Origin of the sequence: Neptunicoccus sediminis (assembly GCF_001719615.1) — a bacterium.
In the GTDB taxonomy this organism is placed as follows: Bacteria; Pseudomonadota; Alphaproteobacteria; order Rhodobacterales; family Rhodobacteraceae; genus Amylibacter; species Amylibacter sediminis.
Genome location: NZ_MDVX01000020.1, coordinates 12,557 through 32,992, shown reverse-complemented (window position 1 = coordinate 32,992; position 20,436 = coordinate 12,557). Strand labels below are relative to the sequence as shown.

The following is a 20,436-nucleotide window of genomic DNA, read 5'->3' as shown; positions in this document are numbered from 1 at the left end:
AAAAACCTATTTCTCGGTAAACTTTAATTCAATCCGACGGTTCTGCGCCAGCGCCGCAGGACTGTCCCCTTCGGCAATCGGCTGGTACTCCCCGAACCCGTTGGCCGCCAACCGGTTTGCCGGCACCCCGAGTTCCGTGTTGAGATACCGCACCACCGATAGCGCCCGCGCCTGACTCAGTTCCCAGTTGTCGCGGAACTCTCCGAAACCGGACAGGGGGGTTTTATCGGTATGCCCGTCCACCCGCAAAATCCAGTCGATTTCGGCAGGGATCTGGTCCGCAACATCCAGAATGATGCTGGCCACATTTGCGATCTCTGCCTTGCCCTGCTCCCCGAGCGTGGCGGAACCGGCGCCAAACAGGATTTCAGAGGAAAACACGAACCGGTCCCCGACAATCCGCACGCCTTCCTGTGTCCCGAGCACATCGCGCAGGCGGCCAAAAAACTCGGAGCGGAATTTCTTCAGATCGTTGGCTTCCTCCTCCAGCCGTTTGCGCTCTGCCTCTTCCAGTTCCATGCGCTTCTCGGTCTCTGCCAGACGCTTTTTCTGCTCGGCAGCGACACGGGCCAGCGCGGTATTCAGGTTTGCGCCCAGTGCTTCGATCTGGACCTGACTGGCCGCATCCGCCGCCTTAGAGGCATCAAGAAGGCCCTGCAAACGGTCCAATTGCTTGCGCAGTTCCACCGTCTGTTCATTCAGCAGGGCCAGTTTGCGCGTGGCTTCGCGGCTGGCGGTTTTCTCTGCGGCCAGTTCCTGCCGTGCCACGGACAAAAGTGCTGCCTGCCGGTCGCCTTCGCTCATGTTTTGTGCCGCTTCGCGCTCTGCCTCGGTCAGTTCGGCGCGGGTCGCGGCCAGCAGGGTCAACGTGTCTTCGGCTTCCTTGCGCTTGGCCTCCAGCAACAGGGTCATGGCGGTCAGCTCGTCCTCGGCCCCTTTCAGCTTCTCCCGAAGCGCAGCGGCGGCGGCGGCTTCGGCCAGTTTCGCCTTTTCCTCTTCGGACAGGCTGTTGACCAGCGCATCAATCCGCGCGCGCAATTCTTCTTCGGTCAGGCCACGGGCGGTCAGTTCGGACTGCGCCTCTTCCAATGCCTGCGCCTGATCGCTTGCATCCTGTTCTGCTTGCGCCAACGCTGCGCGCTCCCGCTCCAGTGCGGTGCGGGTCTGTCCCAGTGCACTGCGGCTTTCGGCCAGTTCTGCACGGGTGGTGCTGACCTGCGCCAAGGCATCGCTGAGCGAGCCACGGGTGTCGGACAGGTCGTCCTGCGTTGCCGCCAAGAGGGCCAGCGCCTCTGCAAGGGAGCCTTCCTTGTTGCTGACATCTGCCCGCAAATCGGCAATCAACCCTTCCAATGCCTCCCGTTTCGCCGCGGCCAGACGGGCCGCCTCGGTGCTTTCGTCGATTTCGTCCCGCGCCTGTGCCAGTGCCAGTTGCAGCGCCTCTTTTTCGGAAATGACTGTCAGATTGGCCCGTTCCAGCGCCTCTTTATCCGCCAGCAGCAGGCGTTTTTCGTCCTCTAGTGCAGCTTCGCGGCTTTCCGCATCGGCCACATCGCCCTGAAGGTCTTCGACCTGCCCGCTTAACACGGACACGCGAGACTGGCTGTCAGACAGGCGGGAATCCAGATCGGTATTGCGTGCCAGCAGCGACGCCACCTGTTCTTCAAATCCCGCAATCTGTGCCGCCTGATCGGAGGTTTGCGCATTCAGAGCCGCAATCAGAGAGTCCTGCCGGTTTGCACGGGCCTGCGCCTCGGCCAGAGATTCGTTCAACCGACCGACATCCTGTTCCAGCCCGCTGGCACGGTTCCGCGCCAGACCCAGCGCATCGGACAGGCCGATGATCTCGTCCGAGAGCGCATCCAATTCCTTGTCCTGACCGGAAATCCGTTCGTTCAGGGTGAATTGCACCACCATGAAAATGGTCAGCACGAACATAAGGATCAGCAAAAGCGCGGTCATGGCATCCACGAAACCGGGCCAGATATTGGCTGAAAACCGGTTCGCAGAGCGGCGGTTCAGGGCCATGGATTACCCCCTGTCACCGGACTCGTCAGGGACAGAGATCGCGGCACGCAGGGTAGATGTCAGCCCCAGCAGATCGCTGCGCAATTCGCTGATCGCCCCCTGCCGTCCGGCGGTCATCTCTTCGAGGATGCGCAACATCTGGGTGTCGATATTGCGCAGGCGCATCTTTGCCTCTGCATCCCAGACCTCATCCCCTTGGGGGTGAGCCATCTGTTCGGGCAGGGCCTGCACCGCCTCTACCAGTTGTTTCTGGCCATAGGCGATTTGCTCGGCCATACGGTCCCGATCCCCCTGCCCTGTGGCGGCGACATCGGCGAGGCGTTCCACCACCTGCGAGAGCCGCTCGACCCGCTGGTCGGTTTCGGCACGGCGTTCCTGACTCTGGCGCAGCAGGTCATGCAGGTTTTCAATCTGGTAGGTGGTATGCTCCAGCATGTCGGCAAGCGCGAAATTCTCCACGCCGCCCATATCCCCCTCACCGGCAGCCACGCCGATTCTCGTGATCGAGGACAGCCATTCCTCCAACTCGCGGTAAAAGCGGTTCTGCCCCCGTCCGGCCATAAGATCGAGCAGCCCTACCACCAGCGATCCCGCCAGCCCCAACAGGGATGACCCGAATGCTGTGCCCATGCCACCAAGCTGACGTTCCAGACCGGACATCAGATTGTCAAAGACATCGACCGAACTGCCGTCATCCTGCGGCGCAAGGGAGCGGATCGTGTCCACAACAGCCGGAACCGTTGTGGCCAACCCGTAGAACGTCCCCAAAAGACCGAGAAAGATCAGCAGGTTGATCACATAACGGGTGATCTCGCGCCCCTCATCAAGCCGGGTTGCCACACTGTCCTGAATGCTTTGTGTGCTGGTCGACGTCAGCGATGCCCGCGCAGAGCGTTTGCGCAACAGATGCGCCAATGGCGCCAGCAGACCGGGAGGCTGCACAAATTCATGTCCGGGCCGGTCCAGCGCCAGCCCTTCGATCCAGCTGACCGAACTGACAAGCGTAAAGACCTGCCAGAAACAGGCGATGATCCCGAAGATGAAAACCAGCCCGATAAAGCCGTTCAGGTAGATGTTGGCCATGAAAATCGGCAGCAGGGACTGATACGACAGAAAACCCCCGATGGCGACGATCACGACGAACATCAGCATCATAAGGATTTGCCGCACAGGTTGGGTAAAGTGCGGGTCGATCTTCGCGTCTGCCTTCAACATTCTCTGGGGCCTGCTCCCTGCTTGAGTGCACCCTAACCTGTCCGACTTGGGATGCCAAATGGTATGTTCGCCGGTCCTGAAAGCTGTTTTCCCAACTAAACCATTGTAAAAAAGCCGTGAACTGCCCAAATATAAATATGAAAACCTGATTTGCCGGAGTGGTTGTTTTGAACGAAATACTTGGATTTGAATCCGTGGGCCTGACAGCGGTTGCGTTGTTTGTGTTTGCGCTCATCCTGATCTTCATGATGGTTCGTTCCATCCCGCAGGGTGAGGAATGGACGGTAGAGCGGTTTGGCCGCTACACCCGCACGTTGAAACCCGGCCTGCGCTTTCTGATCCCCTTCATGGATAAGGTGGGCGCCAAGATCAACATGATGGAAACGGTTCTGGACATCGACAGTCAGGAAGTCATCACCCGTGACAACGCGATGGTGGTGACGGATGCGGTGACGTTCTATCAGGTGGTCGATGCTGCCGCCGCCGCTTATGAGGTCCGCGACCTCTACCGTGCGCTGTCCAATCTGACGCAAACCAATATCCGTTCGGTTATCGGCTCTATGGATCTGGACGAAAGCCTGTCCAACCGCGAGATTATAAACGCCAAGCTGCTGACGGTGATCGACGAAGCCGCCAATCCGTGGGGCGTCAAAGTCACCCGCGTCGAAATCAAGGATCTGGCCCCGCCGCCGGACATTAACGAGGCGATGGCCCGCCAGATGAAGGCGGAACGGGACAAGCGCGCCTCGGTCCTGCAGGCCGAAGGTATGAAACAGGCTGCCATTCTGAAAGCCGAAGGTGAGCGGGAAGCCCAAATTCGTGAAGCCGAGGGCCGCAAGGAAGCCGCTTTCCTTGACGCGGAAGCCCGCGAACGCATGGCACAGGCCGAAGCCAAGGCAACGCAGATGGTTTCCGAGGCTATTGCCGCCGGTGACATACAGGCCGTGAACTATTTTGTAGCGCAAAAATACACCGAAGCCCTGCGGGATGTTGCCGCCAGCCCCTCGGCCAAGACCATTATGATTCCGCTGGAGGCATCCTCTCTGATCGGGTCGATCAGCGGGATTGCCGACATCGCCAAAGCCGTCACCTCCGCCGATAAATCGTAAAGGATATACGAATGCCTTTTCTCGATTTCCTCGTTGATCTGTCGCCGTGGTGGTGGGTTGCTGCGGCCTTTGTCATTGGTGCTGTAGAGATGGTCACGGGCACCGCTGTCTTGATCTGGATCGCCCTTGCCGCATTGATCATGGCTGTTGTGCATGCGCTGATGCCGGGCCTGTCGGGAGAGATGCAGATCACGATATTTGCGGCTTTGTCTGTTGGCCTGACCTTTGCAGGGCGCTGGGTGGTTCAACGCTTTGGCGACGGGGCAGCGGCCCATGATACGTTGAACCAGCGCTCCAACCATCTGATCGGGCGCACGGCCACGGTTATCGACTTTCATCCGGCCAGCCATAGCGGTGCCGTCACAATCGAGGGCATGCGCTGGCGGGCGGAATGGGCTGTTGGTGCCACTGCGGAAATCGGCAGCACCGTCAGGGTCAGCGCCGCCGAAGGGATGGTTCTGAAGGTGGAGCCGGTATAACGGCTCAGGCGGTTACACTCAGTTCCAGCACCCGCTGGGTCAGCCATTCCAGATCGGGGTCGGGCAGTCCCAGCTCCCCGAGATGGCGATTCACTTCTACCAAATATTCTGTGTTCGGACCGCGCCCGCCGACCGCTTTGGCAATCACCTCGGCCTGACGTTCCAGCGACAGGCCGCCGCAATACTGCACGTGATCGCGGTCCACCACATAAGACACACAGTCTACAACGCGACCGTCCCGCAGTTTCGCCGGATGGACCTGCTCCAGATATGCCGCTGAAACCAGTTCGCGATCTCGCAGGTAATCAATCGTTTGTTGCGCGGTTTCAGGCGGCACGAAAAAGGCGACCCCGTCACAACAGGACCCGGGCGCAGCATCAAGGGCCAGCACCAGTCCCGGATCGGCTTCTGTGCCGCGGTGGTGGATCGACCACATACAAAAGCTGCGGGAAAACCCGTCCATCCGCGCAATTTCCCGTTCGGCAAAGTCAAATCCCGGTTGCCACACCAAAGAGCCGTAGCCGAACACCCAAAAACCGTTATCAATATTTGTCACTGGTTCACCCCTTTCAGGGTGCTATAACCCGCGCGAAACGGAAAAGAAAAGGGGCTGCCCGTGGTTCGTGCTTTATTTGGAATCCTGATTGTCGTGTCGCTGGCATGGTTTGGCTATTGGTGGGTCGGCTCCAACGCGCAGCAAACGGCGCTGTCTGCCTGGCTGGAGGATCGCCGTTCTGCCGGATGGGTGGCGGATTATGAAACGCTGGATGTGCAGGGCTTCCCAAGCCGCTTTGACACCCGTGTCACCGACCTCAATCTTGCAGATCCTACAACCGGATGGGCGTGGCAGGCGCCGGAGTTTGAGGTTCTGATGCTCAGCTATAAACCGAACCACGCCATTGCCGTCTGGCCGGACACACAGACCATCGCCACACCGCAGGAACGGATCGACGTAAATTCGCAGGACATGAAGGCCAGCATCAAATTTGACGCCAACACCGATCTTTCGCTCAACGCGGCCACAGCCGAAGTGAAGGACCTGACCCTGACCTCTAATGCCGGTTGGGTGACGGAAATGGATGCTGCCATGCTATCCACGCGCCAGACTGCGGGTCAGGATAATTCCCATGATGTGTTTTTTCAGACCACAAATCTGAAACCGGCACGGATTTTCAAGGATATTATCGACCCTGACAACCTGCTGCCCGACCTGTTTGAAACCGTGCGGCTGGACGCCACCGCCGGATTTGACGCACCTTGGGACCGGCACGCGGTTGAGGGGCGCAAACCGGAACTGACCTCGCTCAACATCAAGGATTTTAACGCCACTTGGGGGGAATTGAACTTTCAGGCCAAAGGCACGCTTGATCTGGACGCGGAGGGCTATCCCACCGGCAAGGTTTCGGTGCGGGCGAAGAACTGGCAGGACATGCTGGATCTTGGGGTCAGTGCTGGGCTGATTCCTGCGGAGCTTCAGTCCACGTTGGAAGGCGGACTTGGGTTGCTGGCGAAACTTTCGGGCAATCCCGACACGATTGATGCGCCGCTGTCGTTCCAGAACCGCGTGATGTCACTCGGTCCGATTCCTATTGGCCGCGCGCCGCAATTCCGCATCAATCCCTAACCGCAACACACGGCGCAGGGTCTAGCGGCAATAGGCCCCGCCGCCACGATGCTTGGCCACGTCAAAGTGGAAATGGTCAAGGTGGAAGCGGTTCGCCTTGGGGCCAAGTACGGTTCGAAACGGACCACAGGCCGTTTTGTGCAGGCGTTTCAGGGTTGGCCCGTCCTCTCCGGAACGCCAGCCGCGCAGCACGCTCATGCTGGTGCCGTTCTTTAGCACGAAACCCGCAATATCCACCGCATTGCCCTTGGCATGTTCGGACAGCTTTCCCCGTTTGGCACTGTTGCGGTTGCGGCAGGCGTAGCTGGCAACAACCTGTATCTGGGCCAGCCCGCCGCCTTTGTTGCCCACGGTCGGCTTCGCGGAATCATGCACCCAGCGATAAAGCGCACGGGCCGCATCACAACCGATCAATGCCTCGCGGGACAGTTTAACGCCGTCGATCTCGGAAACCTTCACAGGTTTCGCAATGCCGCAAGCGCCCTTGCCGCGCACCCGTTTCACAGAATAGCCCCGAATGCCGCGCAAACCGCAAACAGAGCCCTTCTTGCTGTATTTTGCACCGCGATCCTTGCGCACCGACATGGCCAGTTGCAAATCTTTCGGTCGGGTCTGCGGACGCGGGGACTTGGCCAGACCGTCCGCTACGATCTGACGGGAAGACAGGGTCACGGTCTGCCCGATCCCGTCCCCCGCATCCATTCCGGTGGTCACAACCGCGGCTTTGGTCAGTTTCTGCATCACCACGTCTTCGGTGATCGTCTGTTCCAGAACCACCTTTTGCACCGCAATGCTGGAGGCTGTCCGTCCCGTATCAAAGCGGCGCAATTGCGGGCGGGGTGCAACAAGGGGCGCACCGCTGCGATTGAATTTCTGCGCTAGCGACAGGGGACGCAACTGCGGGCGGTCTTGTGAAGTTTGCGCGACAGCGGCCCCTGCGATTGCGATTGCACAGGCCATCAAGGGTATCCGCCATCGCGTCATGTTCAGTCTCCCAGTTTCGGGCCGCGCCCGAAGTCCGGCGCATCCGTGTCCTGCCCCGCATCAATGATGCTGCGGCGGATCGCACGGGTGCGCGTGAAATGGTCGAACAACTGCTCTCCGTCACCGCGCCGGATGGCCCGTTGTAGATCGAACAGTTCTTCGGTGAAACGCCCGAGAATTTCCAAAGTTGCTTCTTTGTTATTGAGGAACACATCCCGCCACATGGTCGGATCAGAGGCCGCGATCCGCGTGAAATCGCGAAAACCCGCAGCAGAGAAATCAATGACTTCCTTATTGGCCACCCGTTGCAGATCATCGGCCACACCCACCATGGTATAGGCGATCAGATGCGGCGTATGACTTGTGACAGCCAGCACAAGGTCATGGTGTTCTGCATCCATTTGCTCAACATTCGCGCCCATCAAGGACCAAAGTTTTTGCAACCGTTCCACATAGGCGGGATCGGTATCCGGCAGCGGGGTGAAAAGGCACCAGCGGTTCTTGAACAAATCGGCAAAGCCAGCGTGGGGGCCGGAGTGTTCCGTCCCTGCAAGCGGATGTGCCGGAATGAAATGGACATGATCGGGCATATGGGGCTGCACCGCATCAATGATGGCTTTCTTGACCGACCCCACATCCGAAACCGTGGCATCCTGCGCCAGATGTGGGGCGATTTCCTGCGCGACTGCACCCATCACCCCGACCGGCACACAGAGCACCACCAGATCCGCGCCCTGTACAGCCTCCGCGGCGGTGTCAAACACGTCATCCACCAACCCGATGTCGAGCGCAGTCGCCCGTGTTTCTGCAGATCGGGCGTGGCCGACGATCTGACCGGCCAGACCTGCTCGGCGCATGGCCCGCGCCATCGACCCCGCGATCAGCCCCAGCCCGATCAGGGCGACTTTGTTGTAAAGCTGCGTCATTCTTCCCAGCCTTCCTTAAAGACGGAAAGAACAGCGATCACACGTTTGCAATCGGCCCCCTTGCCCACGGTAATCCGCAGACACTCTGGCAGGCCGTAACTTTTCACCGCCCGCACGATCAGCCCTTCAGCCCCGAGCGCGCGGTCCGCCGCATCGGCCTCGGCCTCTGATCCGAAACGGGCAAGCACGAAATTCCCCAGAGACGGATCACAAGCTATGCCCAGCGCGGTCAGCTCTGTTTGCAGATAATCGCGCCACTGGCTGTTCAGATCCTGACATTTGGCCGTGTAGTCCACATCCAGCATGGCGGCTTCAGCTGCGGCAAGCGCACCGGCGTTGACGTTGAACGGACCGCGCACCCGTTGCAGCGTGTTCACGATCTCTGCCGGACCATAGCCCCAGCCCATCCGCACACCGCCCAGCCCGTAGATCTTGGAAAAGGTGCGGGTCATGAAGATGTTGTCGCGCTGCTCCACCAGTGCCGCGTGCCCGTCAAACCCTTCGACAAACTCTGCATAGGCCCCGTCCAGCACCAAAAGCGCCTGTTCGGGCAGCCCGTCTGCCAGCCGCGCGACCTCTGCTTCGGAGATCATCGTGCCGGTGGGATTGTTGGGATTGGCGATGAACACCAGCTTGGTATTCTCGTTCGCCGCGTCCAGCAGGGCATCCACATCCGTGGTCCGTTCTGTTTCACGCACGGAAACAGGCGTTGCGCCTGCCGCTTGCGCACAGAGTTTATACATCAGAAAGCCGTGTTCGGTGAACAGAACTTCGTCCCCTGTCCCCGCATAAGCCTGACACAGAAAGGAAATCAGCTCGTCCGAGCCGTTACAGCAGATGATCCGCTCTGCATCCAGATCATGCACCTTGGCGATGGCCGCACGCAACGCGCTGTGATCGGAGGACGGATAGACATGCAAATTGCCCGCAACGGAACGATAGGCTTGCTTGGCCTTCTCGCTTGCGCCCCACGGGTTTTCGTTACTGCTGAGCTTTACCGTATTGGACACACCATCCACATGGGCCTTGCCACCCACGTAAAGTTCGATGTCCATAATGCCCGGTTGTGGCTGAATGCGCGCCGTCATCTCACGTTATCCTTTTGGTATTCTGCGCCCGTGTTTAGCGGCGCAGCCCCCCCTGATAAAGCATTAATAGGCTTTAATAGAAGGTCTGGGGGTCGATATCTATGCTGATGCGCAGATTATTGGGCGGCTTTATGCTGGCATACCAGGCGGCCAGCGCGGGTTGCAGCACGGTGCCTTTATCCGCCTTGACCAGAATACGCACGCGGTGGCGGCCCCGCACACGGGCAATGGGTGCCGGCGCAGGTCCGAAGATTTCCGCATTGATCCGGCGCAGCGGATCAGCGTTGCGCACCATATATTGCGCCACGTCAAACACCTGCGCCAGATCCGGCCCTGACAGCACGATCCCCGCCATCCGCCCGAAAGGTGGCACGCCAGCCTGTTCGCGCTGGGCAGCTTCGGCGGCCCAGAAATCCTCTTCGTCGCCGGTCAGAATCGCCTGTATCACCGGATGCTCCGGTTGCAGGGTCTGGATATAGGCCGTGCCTTTCTTATCAGCGCGCCCCGCCCGACCTGCCACCTGCCGGATCAACTGAAACGTCCGCTCCGCCGCACGCAGATCACTGCCTTGCAGCCCCAGATCCGCATCAATCACACCCACGCAGGTCAGCAGCGGAAAGTTATGCCCTTTGGCCACAAGCTGTGTTCCGATGATAATATCCGCCTCGCCCTCTGCAATGGATTTGATCCGCTCCTTCAGGTTCCGCGCGGTCATGGACATATCCGAGGACAGCACCGCAATCCGCGCATCGGGAAAGCGTTCGACCGCTTCTTCGGCCAGACGCTCCACCCCCGGACCGACCGCTGCCAGCTTGCCTTCCACCTGACAGGAGGGACATACCTCGGGCATCGGTTTTGTCTCACCGCACTGGTGGCACATCAGCCGACCCTGAAAGCGGTGTTCCACCATCCGCGCATCGCAATCGTCACAGCCGATCTGGTGGCCACAGGCCCGACACACCGTCACCGGCGCATAGCCACGACGGTTCAGAAACAGCAGCGACTGTTCCTTGCGCTCCAGCCGCGAAAACACCTCCCGCGCCAGACTGTCGGAAATCCAGCGACCACTCGGCAGTTCTTCCTTGCGCAGGTCAATTGCCTTCATTTCAGGCAGTTCTGCCGCGCCGAACCGTTGCGCCAGATCAAAGCGTTCGTATTTCCCCGCCCGTGCATTGGCCCAGCTTTCAAGCGACGGCGTCGCGCTGGCCAGCACCACCGAAGCCCCGCAGATCGAAGCCCGCAGCACCGACATATCCCGCGCATTATAAAGCACGCCGTCTTCCTGCTTGTAGGACTGGTCGTGTTCCTCGTCCACGACGATCAGCCCCAGATTCTGGAACGGCAGGTAAAGCGCCGAACGCGCCCCCACCACAAGCTGCGCCTTGCCTTCGCCCACCATGCGCCAGCAGCGCCGCCGCTCTGTCACGGTGACGCCCGAATGCCATTCCGCAGGGCGTGCGCCAAAGCGTTGCTCTACGCGGTCCAGAAACTCCACCGTCAGGGCAATCTCCGGCAGAAGCACCAAAGCCTGCCGCCCCTGCGCAAGACATTCGGCCACCGCCTCAAGGTACACTTCCGTCTTGCCCGATCCCGTCACCCCCTTGAGCAGGCTGGTGCCATAGCGCTGTGAGGCCACTTTATTCCGCAGCAACGCCGATACCCGCGCCTGATCGCCGGTCAATTCCTTACCGGCGTGACGGGCGTCCAGATGCGGATAGGGCAGATCGCGCGGGGTTTCGTATTCGACGAGTACCCCCTGCTTCATCAGACCCTTCACCACCGAGGACGTCACCCCCGCCAATGTGGACAGCTCCCCCGCGGTGAAGCGCACACCGCCGTGGTCTTCCAGAACGCCGATCACCTTTTCCCGCGCAGGGGTCATCCGGTCCGGTTCCTTATCGCCAAGCCCGTAAATCTTGCGCATTCCGGGCGGATCGGTCAGTCCGGGCGCACGGGTCGCCAGCCGCAGCATGGCCGACAGCGGCGTCAGCGTGTAATCCCCGACGCGGGCCAGAAACTTTTGCATTTCTTCCCGCATGGGGGGCACGTCTATCACCCCGATGACAGAGCGGACTTTCTTCGGGTCATACCCGCCCTGCCCTGCGCCCCAGACAACGCCGATCACCTTGCGCGGACCAAGGGGCACCTCCACATAGGCGCCCAGAAAACAGCCCCCCGCAGGAGCCTTGTAATCCAGCAGCCGGTCAAGCGGTTGCGTGGTCAGGACAGCCACAAGCTGACCCGCTTCAAAATAGCTTTGATCGGTGTATTCGGGCACGATAAGCGGGGTTCTCATTCACGGCGTGTTGCGATAAACCCCAACATGACACCTGCGCAAGCCACGCGCAAGAAACCAACCGGACACAAGGAACCCCAAAGATGAAATTTTTTGTTGATACCGCTGATGTGGATGCAATCGCTGAACTGAATGATCTGGGCTTTGTGGATGGCGTTACAACCAACCCTTCGCTGATCATGAAATCGGGTCGTGACATTCTGGAAGTGACCAAGGAAATCTGTGGCATGATTGACGGTCCGGTCAGCGCCGAGGTTGTGGCTCTGAACTATGACGACATGATCAAGGAAGGCCGCAAGCTGGCCAAAATCGCGGAAAATATCGCCGTGAAAGTACCGCTGACTTGGGACGGTTTGAAGACCTGTAAAACCCTGTCCGAAGAAGGCACTATGGTAAATGTCACCCTGTGTTTCTCGGCAAATCAGGCGCTGCTGGCGGCCAAAGCGGGTGCTTCCTTCATCTCTCCGTTCATCGGGCGGCTGGACGACATCAACACCGACGGGCTGCAACTGATTGAGGATATTCGCGTGATTTACGACAATTACGCCTATGAAACAGAGATCCTGGCAGCGTCGATCCGCACGGTTAACCACGTATCCGATTGTGCCAAAATTGGCGCAGATGTGGTGACTGCCCCGCCAAATGTGCTGCAAAACCTTGCAAAACATCCTCTGACAGATCAAGGTCTTGAGGCATTTATGAAGGATTGGGCAAAGACAGGACAAAAGATCCTGTAACACCCGCAGTAGTTACGAGGCGTAGCGAATGGCAGAGCAAGCGAAACCGCAAGACGCGGTGCGTGAACATATCCTATCCGACCCTATTCAGGTTCTCGAAGACCGTGACATCATGCGCGCGCTTATCTCGGCAGACGAGGTGGCGCGCGGCAAGAATGTCATCGACCTGCGCGCTATCGCGCTGGAGCGGCTCGAGGCCCGTCTGAACCGGCTGGAAGACACCCACCGCCATGTGATCGCTGCGGCCTATGACAATCTGGCCAGCACAAACCAGATTCATCGGGCCACGCTCGCCATTCTCGAACCCAAAACTTTCGCGGATTTTCTGGTTCTCCTTCAGGACGAACTGGGCCGCATCCTGAATGTGGCTTCGGCCCGTCTGGTGCTGGAAAGTCCGGCAGCAACGCCCGATATGGAAGACCAGCTTCAGGCGGAATTTGGCAGCGGTGTGTGTTTCTGCGCCCCGGGTGCCGTCAACGATTACATTTCGCGCGGGCGCAGCACATCGGTGCGCCCCGTGACCCTGCGCACCATACATGATCCCGATCCGGTGCTCTTTGGGGATGCCGCCGAAAAAGTGACATCCGAAGCCCTGCTACGGCTTGATCTGGGCAAGGGCAATCTTCCGGCGATGCTGGTGCTCGGCTCTGCCAGCAACGACCAGTTCACCCCGCAAAAAGGCGCGGACCTTCTGGTCTTTTTCGCCAGCGCCTTTGAACGTGTGCTGCGCCGCTGGCTAAACTGATGTCGGCGCAAAGCGGCGCCTTTGATCTTTTGGGCCGCTGGCTGGCCAGTATCACTGCGTTGCAAGGCGCCTCTGCCAAAACTGTTGAAGCCTATCAGCGGGACGTGTCGGGGTTTCTCGGATTTCTGGCCAACCATTTGGGCGGCGATCTGGGGAAAGCCAAACTCGGCGCGGTTAAAATCACCGACATGCGGGCATGGATGGCCCATGAGCGGCGGCGCGGTGTGGGTCCGCGTTCCCTCGCGCGGGAGCTTTCGGCCGTGAAATCCTTTTATCGCTGGCTCGGAGAGGCAGAGGGCGTTGAAGTCACCGCACCGCTGGCGACCCGTGCCCCGAAATTCAAAGCCCAACTGCCCCGCCCCGTTGCTAAAGATCAGGCAAAGGCCATGATCGAAACGGTAGAGTTGCAAACACTGGACGGCTGGACCGGCGCGCGGGATACGGCGGTAATCACACTGCTTTACGGGTGCGGGCTGCGAATCTCCGAAGCGCTGGGCCTGACATTCGCTGCGGTGCCTCTGGGGGAAACCCTGCGCATTCGCGGTAAGGGGGACAAGGACCGCATCGTGCCGGTACTGCCGACAGCCCGCAAGGCGGTCGACAGCTATCTTGCGCTGTGCCCCTTTAGCCATACCCCCGACACGCCGCTGTTTCTGGGCAAAAAGGGCAAGGTTCTGAACCCGCGCCACATCCAGAAAGTGATGGAACAGACGCGCATGCAGCTTGGTCTGCCAGCCACGGCAACCCCCCACGCCATGCGTCATTCCTTTGCCACACACCTTCTGGAAGCCGGCGGAGATTTGCGTGCAATACAGGAATTGCTGGGCCATGCCTCGCTTTCGACGACCCAAGCCTATACCGCTTTGGATCAGGCCCATTTGATGGCCGTCTACAGAAAAGCCCACCCGAAAGGCGGATAATCGTCGCCTTATTGACAAAAATCTATATGAAGCCGCCCATGACACATCAGATCAAAGCTCTTTCCGTTCATCTTTTTACTGCCACCGGCGCGGTGTTTGCCATGCTCGCCATGCTTGCCGCCGCAGAAGCCAAATGGGACATGATGTTCCTCTGGCTGGTGGTGGCCTTTATTGTGGACGGGATCGACGGGCCTCTGGCGCGGAAATATGATGTGAAAACCCACTCTCCACAATATGACGGCGTGGTGCTCGATCTGATCATTGATTATCTGACCTATATCTTCATCCCCGCTTTTGCCCTGTTCCAGAGCGGGCTGCTGCCCGACTGGACCGGCTGGCTGTGCATTCTTGTCATCACCTTCACCTCTGCGCTGTATATGGTGGATACGCGGATGAAGACCAAAGACAACAGTTTTTCAGGCTTTCCGGCCACGTGGAACATGCTGATTTTGGTAATCTTTGCCACCGAGCCGAATTTCTGGGTGACGCTGTTTCTGGTGGTCGCCTGCGCGATCACCATGTTTACGCCGCTGAAATTCATCCATCCGGTGCGCACCGAACGCTGGCGCTGGTTGAGCCTGCCTGTGGCGCTGGTCTGGACTGCTGCTGCGGGCATCGCGGCTTGGGTGGACTTCCACCCCGGCCCGCTGGTGACAGTGGTTCTGGCCGGCACCAGCATCTATCTGCTGCTGGCCGGTATCCTGCAACAGATCTTTCCGCAAAAAGCCTGATGTAGACCGCGGTTCAAATCCGGATCGCGATCACACCAAGGACGATGACGACGGCGGCAAGCAACTTGCCGGCGTCTGCCCTGTCTTTAAAAAAGAATATCCCGATCAGCACCGCAAACAGCACCGAGACCTCTCTGAGCGCCGTGACAACCGCGATGGGGGCGACCGTCATGGCCCAAACAGCAATCCAGTACGCAACGACCGAGGCCAGCCCCGCAACCATCCCGAGCGCCCAGACCCGCCCCGATCGGGGCAGCACCGCACGCCCGCGCAGGGCAAGCCCGCCAAGGGTAAACAGGAAGGCGTCAAGAAAGAACAGCCAAGCGACAAAGCCCGAGGCATGACCGGACGCGCGCGCGCCCATCCCGTCAAACAGCGAATACCCCGCCGTACCAATCGCGGCCATCAACGCATAAGGAATAAGGGCCCGTTCCTCGCCGTGGGTGAACACCCCTTTCGCCATCAGAACGATCCCAAGCCCCACCAGTAAAATCCCCCCGACCTGTGTGCCGGTGACGACATCGGGCAGAATCAACAGGCTGACCCCCAGCACAATCATCGGCGCTGTGCCTCGGGCGATGGGATAAACACGGCTGAGATCGCCGCGCATATATGCGATGGTCAGGAAGGATTTGTAGATCAGATGACACAGCACCGATCCCGCAAGCAGCCACCACGACTCCCGTGCCGGCGCGGGAAAGACTGCAATCATCACCAAACCGATCAGACCGTGGGAAATGGACAAAAGGACCATGCCCTGAAACTTGTCCTCTCCGAACTTGACTATGGCGTTCCAACTGGCATGAAGCAGGGCCGCGAACAAAACGGCGGCAAAGACGGCGACGGACATAGGCGAACTTTCAGATCAGCAGGGAATAGGCACCTTCGCCTTGCAGCAGTTTAACTTTGGTTTCCACCCCGCCTGCGCCGGAAAATCCACCCAGATGGCCGGTGCCAACCACGCGGTGACAGGGGATGATCACGGGAATGGGGTTGGAGCCACAGGCTTGCCCCACGGGTTGCGGTGACACGCCAAGGGCTGTTGCAATATCGCCATAGCTTAGGGTCTCCCCACGGGGAATCGCGGACATGGCGGTGTAGACCTGCTGTTGGAACTCTGTGCCCGCAGGCGCGAGGGGCAGGTCAAACTGCGCAAGCCGCCCGTCAAAATAGGCGGAAAGCTGGTCAAGCCCCTCCTGCAACAGTGGCGTGCAGGGACCGTCCTGTCTGCGGTCCCACACAAGTCCGGTAATCGCGTCATCTTGTGCGATCAGCGTCAGGGTGCCGACGGGCGTGTTCAGATAGGCTGCGTTCATGGCGGCAGTGTTCCCCGCTTTGCAGGGGTTTGGCAAGCGGGATGTGGGCGGACTCCGGTTTTGCCAAAAACGTTTCCGCCAAGTGCAGTTCGCCGCCGGATCCTGCCCAATCACCCTGCTGTCACGAAGCTTCATTTATGAAGCGTCATACATCACGCGTCTTATATGAAGCTTCATATAAGACGCTTCATATTTGCAGGGTCATCACTTTTCTCCAGCAATACCAATGTGTTGAAATATTCAGAAATTAAAACCGTTCAGGCACCGCGACACCCACAGCACCGCCGCCCTATTCCCGCAGGCCATCCTCATCCAGCAGATGCCGTCCGGCGCGGTCTTCGACCTCTATTACCCAAATATCAGGATCAAAGGAGCGTTGGCGGCGCACGGCGTCATCCACGTCCTGCTCTGCCCCTTCGGACAATGTGACCCAGACACGGTTGCCATCCAGATCATAAGAGCGTTGATACAGCGTTGCCGTGCCGTCCAGCGGCGTCTGTTTGATCAGAACCGCCCCCGCTGTGGCATCGCCGCGGGCGGTGACGAACGCCGCAATATCCGCCAGCGCAAGACGCCGCAGATAAGCTTTGACCCAGAACTCTGCGGTCACACGGACCACGGTTCACTCCCGCGTGTCTTTGAAATCCAGACCCATTTCGGTAAACCGCTCTGCTTCGGTTTCCCAGCGCGGACGCACCTTGACCTGAAGGAACAGATGCACCTCGGCGCCAACCAGTTCCTTCAGCTCCTGCCGCGAGGCCATTGAAACCGCCTTGATGGTCTCTCCTTTCGGCCCGACAGCGATCCCCTTGTGGCCTTCTCGGGTCACATAGATCACCTGATCAATCCGCACAGAGCCGTCTTTCTTCTGCTCCCAATTCTCGGTTTCCACCGTCAGAAAATAGGGCAGTTCCTGATGCAGACGCAGCATCAGCTTTTCGCGGGTGGTTTCTGCTGCGATCATGCGCAGGGGCACATCCGCGATCTGGTCTTCGGGGTAGAGCCATGGGCCCTCTGGCAGGTTTTCCGCCAGATACTTTGTCAGATCCTTAACACCGTGGCCCTTTTCAGCCGAGATCATGAAGACCTCTTCAAAAGGATAGGCGTTGGACAATTCTTGCGTCAAAGCCAACAGCCGCGCAGATTCCACCTTGTCGATCTTGTTGATCGCAAGCGCAACCTTGGTGTTCTTGCCAACCTTATTGCCCAGCTCTTCCAGAATCATCCGAACACCCGGCGACATGCCGCGATGGGCCTCAACCAGAAGAACGGTAATATCCGCATCCCCTGCCCCGGCCCAGGCTGCGGCCACCATCGCACGGTCCAGATTGCGCCGTGTGCGGAACAAACCCGGTGTATCGACAAAGACGATCTGGCTCTGGCCTTCGATGGCGATGCCACGAATACGCGCCCGTGTGGTTTGCACCTTATGGGTCACAATAGAGACTTTCGCCCCCACAATCCGGTTCATCAGCGTGGATTTCCCCGCGTTCGGCTCTCCGATCAGCGCCACGAATCCGGCCCGTGTTTCAGTCATTCTGTTTCTCCAACTGCGCCAGAACCGCCTTTGCGGCGGCCTGTTGCGCATTGCGTTTACTTTCTGCGGCACCCCGGCCGCGCAGCCCGTTGTCCAACTGGGCCTCGATCTCGAATTTGGGCGCGTGATCGGGTCCGGTGCGACCCACTTCTACGTATTGCGGCGGCTTCATGCCACGGGCCTGCGCCCATTCCTGCAAGGTTGTCTTGGCGTCCCGCGCGTCTTCCTTGGCCGCGTCTATCCGGCTGTCCCACAGGCGCAGGATCAGGGCGCGGGCCACCTCAAAACCGGCATCACGATAGACAGCGGCAAGAATTGCCTCCATCGCATCCGCCAGAATAGCCTGTTTGCGCCGCCCCCCCGAGATCATCTCGGAGCGCCCCATTTTCAGCGCCGACCCCAGATCCAGTTCGCGGGCAATATCCGCGCAGGTCTCCTTACGCACCAAGGCATTGAAACGCGGCGCCATTTGCCCCTCAGACGCCGTAGGATCACGGTCCGACAGCGCCTCTGCGATCACAAGACCCAGCACACGGTCCCCGAGAAATTCCAGCCGCTGGTTGTCCGGCCGCGTGGCCGAGGACAACGAGGAATGGGTCACAGCCTGAACCAAAAGTTCGATGTCTGCGAAATCATGCCCCAAACGGGCACTAAAGTCACGAAGTTCGGCTGCCAGCTTCACTGGAGCGCCTTGAAGAAACGATCACCACGCCATGTCCAGAAGGCCAGAATGGAGCTGCCCGCCGATGAGAACATCACCCGGTCGGCGCGGCCGATCAGATAAGACGCCGGCACAAAGCCAACGCCATTGGGCTGGCGAAAGCGGCTGTCGGTGGAATTGTCACGGTTGTCGCCCATAAAGAAATAATGCCCTTCGGGTACGGTATAAACCGGCGTGTTATCCCCGCCGCGATCCCCGATGTTCAGGGTCAGATGGGACACGCCATTGGGCAGGGTTTCCACAAACTGTTCTTTCACACATTCCGCCCCGATTCCCACAGCGCCGTTGCCACAGGCGGGCAGATTGCCCATTGGCCCTTGGGAATCATAGGTCTCTACGAAAGTCCCCGCTGGCTCCATTGGAACCGGCTCACCGTTGAGGACCACCTGACCGTTCACCACTTGCACCTTGTCACCGGGCAGGCCGATCAGACGCTTGATGTAATCCGCTTCGCTGGCGGGGTGTTTGAATACGATAATATCGCCCTGCTCCGGCTCTCCACCGAACAGCCGTCCGTCCCAATCCTTTGCAAAACCACAGAAATTGAAACCGCGGATACTGGGACAGGACGCCCAGCTATAGCCGTAAGTGAATTTGTTCACGAAGAGAAAATCCCCGATCAGCAGGGTAGACTTCATGGAGCCTGACGGAATCCAGAACGGTTGGAACAGAATGGTGCGGATTATGCCTGCCAGAAACAAAGCCCAGAATATGGTCTTGAAAGTCTCTGCGATTCCGCCTGATTTTTCGCTTTTATCTGCCATTGCTGCCGCCTGTGTTCAAATATGCTGGCTACATGGCCTGTCAAAGGGGTTTAGTCAACTGGTGTAGCCTCTATCACCACAAAGGCTTGGGCCCACGGATGGTCATCCGTCAGCGAAACATGCACCACTGCGCGGTGGCCGGGCGGTGTCAGTTCATCCAGCCGTTTCGCCGCCCATCCGGTCAGTTCCATCACCGGCTGTCCGGTCCGCATGTTGCGCACCGACATATCCTTCCACGCGATGCCCATCCGCAATCCGGTGCCAAGCGCCTTGGAACAGGCCTCTTTTGCGGCCCAGCGCTTGGCGTAGGTGCCAACGGTGTCGCGGCGCCGCTCTGCCTTCATCTGTTCGACTTCGGTAAAGACGCGGTTGCGAAACCGGTCCCCGAAACGCTCCAGCGTTCCGGCAATCCGGTCGATGTTGGCCAGATCGGTTCCGATGCCGAGGATCATAAGCCCGAACGTGCCTCGTCCATCAGGACGCGCATCCGCAGAATGGCGGTTTCCAGTCCGGTAAAAATCGCCTCTCCGATCAGGAAGTGACCGATGTTGAGTTCCTGCACTTCCGGCAGGGCGGCAATGGGTTTCACCGTGTCATAGGTCAGCCCGTGGCCCGCATGAACCTCCAGCCCGAGATCGGCAGCAAAAGCTGCCATGTCCCGCAGGCGTGCAAATTCCGCGTCCCGTTCGTCAAACCGCCCCTCGGCATGGGCATCGCAATAGGCCCCGGTGTGCAATTCGATGACCGGCGCACCGATCCGCGCCGCCGCTTCGATCTGGGGCCTGTCGGCAGCGATAAAGATAGAGACCCGACAACCCGCTTCCCGCAGGGGCGCGATGAAATGGGCAAGCTTGTTTTCTTCCCGCGCCACTTCCAGTCCGCCCTCGGTGGTGCGTTCCTCGCGCTTTTCGGGAACGATGCACACCGCATGGGGTTTGTGGCGCAAGGCAATCGTCTGCATTTCATCGGTCGCGGCCATCTCAAAGTTCAACGGCACAGTCAGCCCCTCCACAAGCGCCTCAATGTCGGGATCTGTTATATGGCGGCGGTCTTCGCGCAGATGGGCGGTGATCCCGTCCGCACCGGCCTGTTCCGCCAAAAGGGCCGCGCGCAGCGGATCAGGCGTATCGCCCCCCCGCGCATTCCGAACCGTTGCCACGTGATCTATGTTCACACCCAGTCGCAATTTGCCCGTCGCCATCCGCCATTCCTTCCA

22 protein-coding genes are annotated in these 20,436 nt (G+C 59.4%); 7 read left to right on the top strand and 15 right to left on the bottom strand.

Translation table 11 applies throughout. The features are described 5' to 3' along the window. Positions 1–6: 6 nt before the first annotated feature. Together BFV97_RS16750 and BFV97_RS16745 are read right to left on the bottom strand one after the other, a co-directional pair. Positions 7–2,028: a peptidoglycan -binding protein gene (locus BFV97_RS16750; protein ID WP_069301546.1), complete on the bottom strand. Its 2,022-nt coding sequence runs from the start codon at positions 2,026–2,028 to the stop codon at positions 7–9. 3 nt (positions 2,029–2,031) lie between these two features. Further along, entirely contained in the window at positions 2,032–3,243 is a 1,212-nt protein-coding gene (locus BFV97_RS16745; RefSeq protein ID WP_069301545.1) for a biopolymer transporter ExbB, read from the bottom strand. Between the two features lie 167 nt (positions 3,244–3,410). On the opposite strand from BFV97_RS16745, the gene BFV97_RS16740 reads away from it, so the two are divergent. Both BFV97_RS16740 and BFV97_RS16735 read left to right on the top strand, forming a co-directional pair. Next, positions 3,411–4,352, top strand: coding sequence for an SPFH domain-containing protein (locus BFV97_RS16740; protein ID WP_245667784.1), 942 nt, complete (start codon positions 3,411–3,413; stop codon positions 4,350–4,352). An 11-nt stretch (positions 4,353–4,363) separates the two neighbouring features. Continuing rightward, on the top strand, positions 4,364–4,831 hold the full coding sequence (locus BFV97_RS16735; RefSeq protein WP_069301544.1) for an NfeD family protein: 468 nt from the start codon (positions 4,364–4,366) through the stop codon (positions 4,829–4,831). Between the two features lie 4 nt (positions 4,832–4,835). Here the strand turns inward: BFV97_RS16735 and BFV97_RS16730 are convergent, their stop codons facing one another. Further along, complete coding sequence (locus BFV97_RS16730) at positions 4,836–5,387, bottom strand: gamma-glutamylcyclotransferase (RefSeq protein WP_425412284.1); 552 nt, start codon at positions 5,385–5,387, stop codon at positions 4,836–4,838. Positions 5,388–5,447: 60 nt separating this feature from the next. Between BFV97_RS16730 and BFV97_RS16725 the strand changes: the two genes are divergently transcribed. Further along, on the top strand, positions 5,448–6,455 hold the full coding sequence (locus BFV97_RS16725; RefSeq protein WP_069301543.1) for a DUF2125 domain-containing protein: 1,008 nt from the start codon (positions 5,448–5,450) through the stop codon (positions 6,453–6,455). A 21-nt stretch (positions 6,456–6,476) separates the two neighbouring features. On the opposite strand, the gene BFV97_RS19060 is transcribed toward BFV97_RS16725, so the two are convergent. The 4 genes from BFV97_RS19060 to BFV97_RS16705 all read right to left on the bottom strand — a co-directional run bounded on the left by BFV97_RS19060 (position 6,477) and on the right by BFV97_RS16705 (position 11,749). Beyond that, positions 6,477–7,439 carry an extensin-like domain-containing protein gene (locus BFV97_RS19060; RefSeq protein ID WP_245667782.1) on the bottom strand — a complete coding sequence of 321 codons (963 nt, stop codon included), beginning with the start codon at positions 7,437–7,439 and terminating at the stop codon, positions 6,477–6,479. Positions 7,440–7,441: 2 nt separating this feature from the next. After that, entirely contained in the window at positions 7,442–8,365 is a 924-nt protein-coding gene (locus BFV97_RS16715; protein WP_069301542.1) for a prephenate/arogenate dehydrogenase family protein, read from the bottom strand. Then, positions 8,362–9,453 (bottom strand): histidinol-phosphate transaminase, encoded by a 1,092-nt coding sequence (gene hisC, locus BFV97_RS16710; RefSeq protein ID WP_069301541.1) that lies wholly within the window; start codon positions 9,451–9,453, stop codon positions 8,362–8,364. Before hisC ends, BFV97_RS16715 begins: the two co-directional genes overlap by 4 nt. A 73-nt stretch (positions 9,454–9,526) precedes the next feature. Next, positions 9,527–11,749 (bottom strand): primosomal protein N', encoded by a 2,223-nt coding sequence (locus BFV97_RS16705; RefSeq protein ID WP_069301540.1) that lies wholly within the window; start codon positions 11,747–11,749, stop codon positions 9,527–9,529. Between the two features lie 83 nt (positions 11,750–11,832). Here BFV97_RS16705 and fsa point away from each other — a divergent pair, with 83 nt between their 5' ends. Genes fsa through BFV97_RS16685 form a run of 4 tightly spaced genes read left to right on the top strand, consistent with a single transcriptional unit; the run spans position 11,833 to position 14,882 of the window. Continuing rightward, positions 11,833–12,486, top strand: coding sequence for a fructose-6-phosphate aldolase (fsa, locus tag BFV97_RS16700; protein WP_069301539.1), 654 nt, complete (start codon positions 11,833–11,835; stop codon positions 12,484–12,486). 28 nt (positions 12,487–12,514) lie between these two features. After that, the gene (locus tag BFV97_RS16695; RefSeq protein ID WP_069301538.1) at positions 12,515–13,231 is read left to right on the top strand and encodes a DUF484 family protein; all 717 of its coding nucleotides are present in this window, start codon (positions 12,515–12,517) and stop codon (positions 13,229–13,231) included. Beyond that, positions 13,231–14,151: a tyrosine recombinase XerC gene (locus BFV97_RS16690; RefSeq protein WP_069301537.1), complete on the top strand. Its 921-nt coding sequence runs from the start codon at positions 13,231–13,233 to the stop codon at positions 14,149–14,151. Before BFV97_RS16695 ends, BFV97_RS16690 begins: the two co-directional genes overlap by 1 nt. A gap of 38 nt (positions 14,152–14,189) precedes the next feature. Beyond that, entirely contained in the window at positions 14,190–14,882 is a 693-nt protein-coding gene (locus BFV97_RS16685; protein WP_069301556.1) for a CDP-alcohol phosphatidyltransferase family protein, read from the top strand. A 13-nt stretch (positions 14,883–14,895) separates the two neighbouring features. Here BFV97_RS16685 and BFV97_RS16680 read toward each other — a convergent pair whose 3' ends face one another. The 8 genes from BFV97_RS16680 to BFV97_RS16645 all read right to left on the bottom strand — a co-directional run bounded on the left by BFV97_RS16680 (position 14,896) and on the right by BFV97_RS16645 (position 20,421). Further along, a complete protein-coding gene (locus tag BFV97_RS16680; protein WP_069301536.1) occupies positions 14,896–15,732 on the bottom strand; it encodes an EamA family transporter in 837 nt (278 codons plus the stop codon). A 10-nt stretch (positions 15,733–15,742) separates the two neighbouring features. After that, complete coding sequence (locus BFV97_RS16675) at positions 15,743–16,198, bottom strand: methylated-DNA--[protein]-cysteine S-methyltransferase (RefSeq protein WP_069301535.1); 456 nt, start codon at positions 16,196–16,198, stop codon at positions 15,743–15,745. 289 nt (positions 16,199–16,487) lie between these two features. Then, positions 16,488–16,817 (bottom strand): DUF1491 family protein, encoded by a 330-nt coding sequence (locus BFV97_RS16670; RefSeq protein WP_069301534.1) that lies wholly within the window; start codon positions 16,815–16,817, stop codon positions 16,488–16,490. A gap of 3 nt (positions 16,818–16,820) precedes the next feature. Further along, a complete protein-coding gene (gene era, locus BFV97_RS16665; RefSeq protein WP_069301533.1) occupies positions 16,821–17,735 on the bottom strand; it encodes a GTPase Era in 915 nt (304 codons plus the stop codon). Continuing rightward, positions 17,728–18,417 (bottom strand): ribonuclease III, encoded by a 690-nt coding sequence (rnc, locus tag BFV97_RS16660; protein WP_069301532.1) that lies wholly within the window; start codon positions 18,415–18,417, stop codon positions 17,728–17,730. Before rnc ends, era begins: the two co-directional genes overlap by 8 nt. Beyond that, positions 18,414–19,220 carry a signal peptidase I gene (lepB, locus tag BFV97_RS16655; RefSeq protein WP_069301531.1) on the bottom strand — a complete coding sequence of 269 codons (807 nt, stop codon included), beginning with the start codon at positions 19,218–19,220 and terminating at the stop codon, positions 18,414–18,416. Before lepB ends, rnc begins: the two co-directional genes overlap by 4 nt. 50 nt (positions 19,221–19,270) lie before the next feature. Further along, entirely contained in the window at positions 19,271–19,672 is a 402-nt protein-coding gene (gene acpS, locus BFV97_RS16650; protein ID WP_069301530.1) for a holo-ACP synthase, read from the bottom strand. Continuing rightward, the gene (locus BFV97_RS16645) at positions 19,669–20,421 is read right to left on the bottom strand and encodes a pyridoxine 5'-phosphate synthase (protein ID WP_069301529.1); all 753 of its coding nucleotides are present in this window, start codon (positions 20,419–20,421) and stop codon (positions 19,669–19,671) included. The genes acpS and BFV97_RS16645 overlap by 4 nt, the downstream gene beginning before the upstream one ends. Between the last annotated feature and the right edge of the window lie 15 nt (positions 20,422–20,436).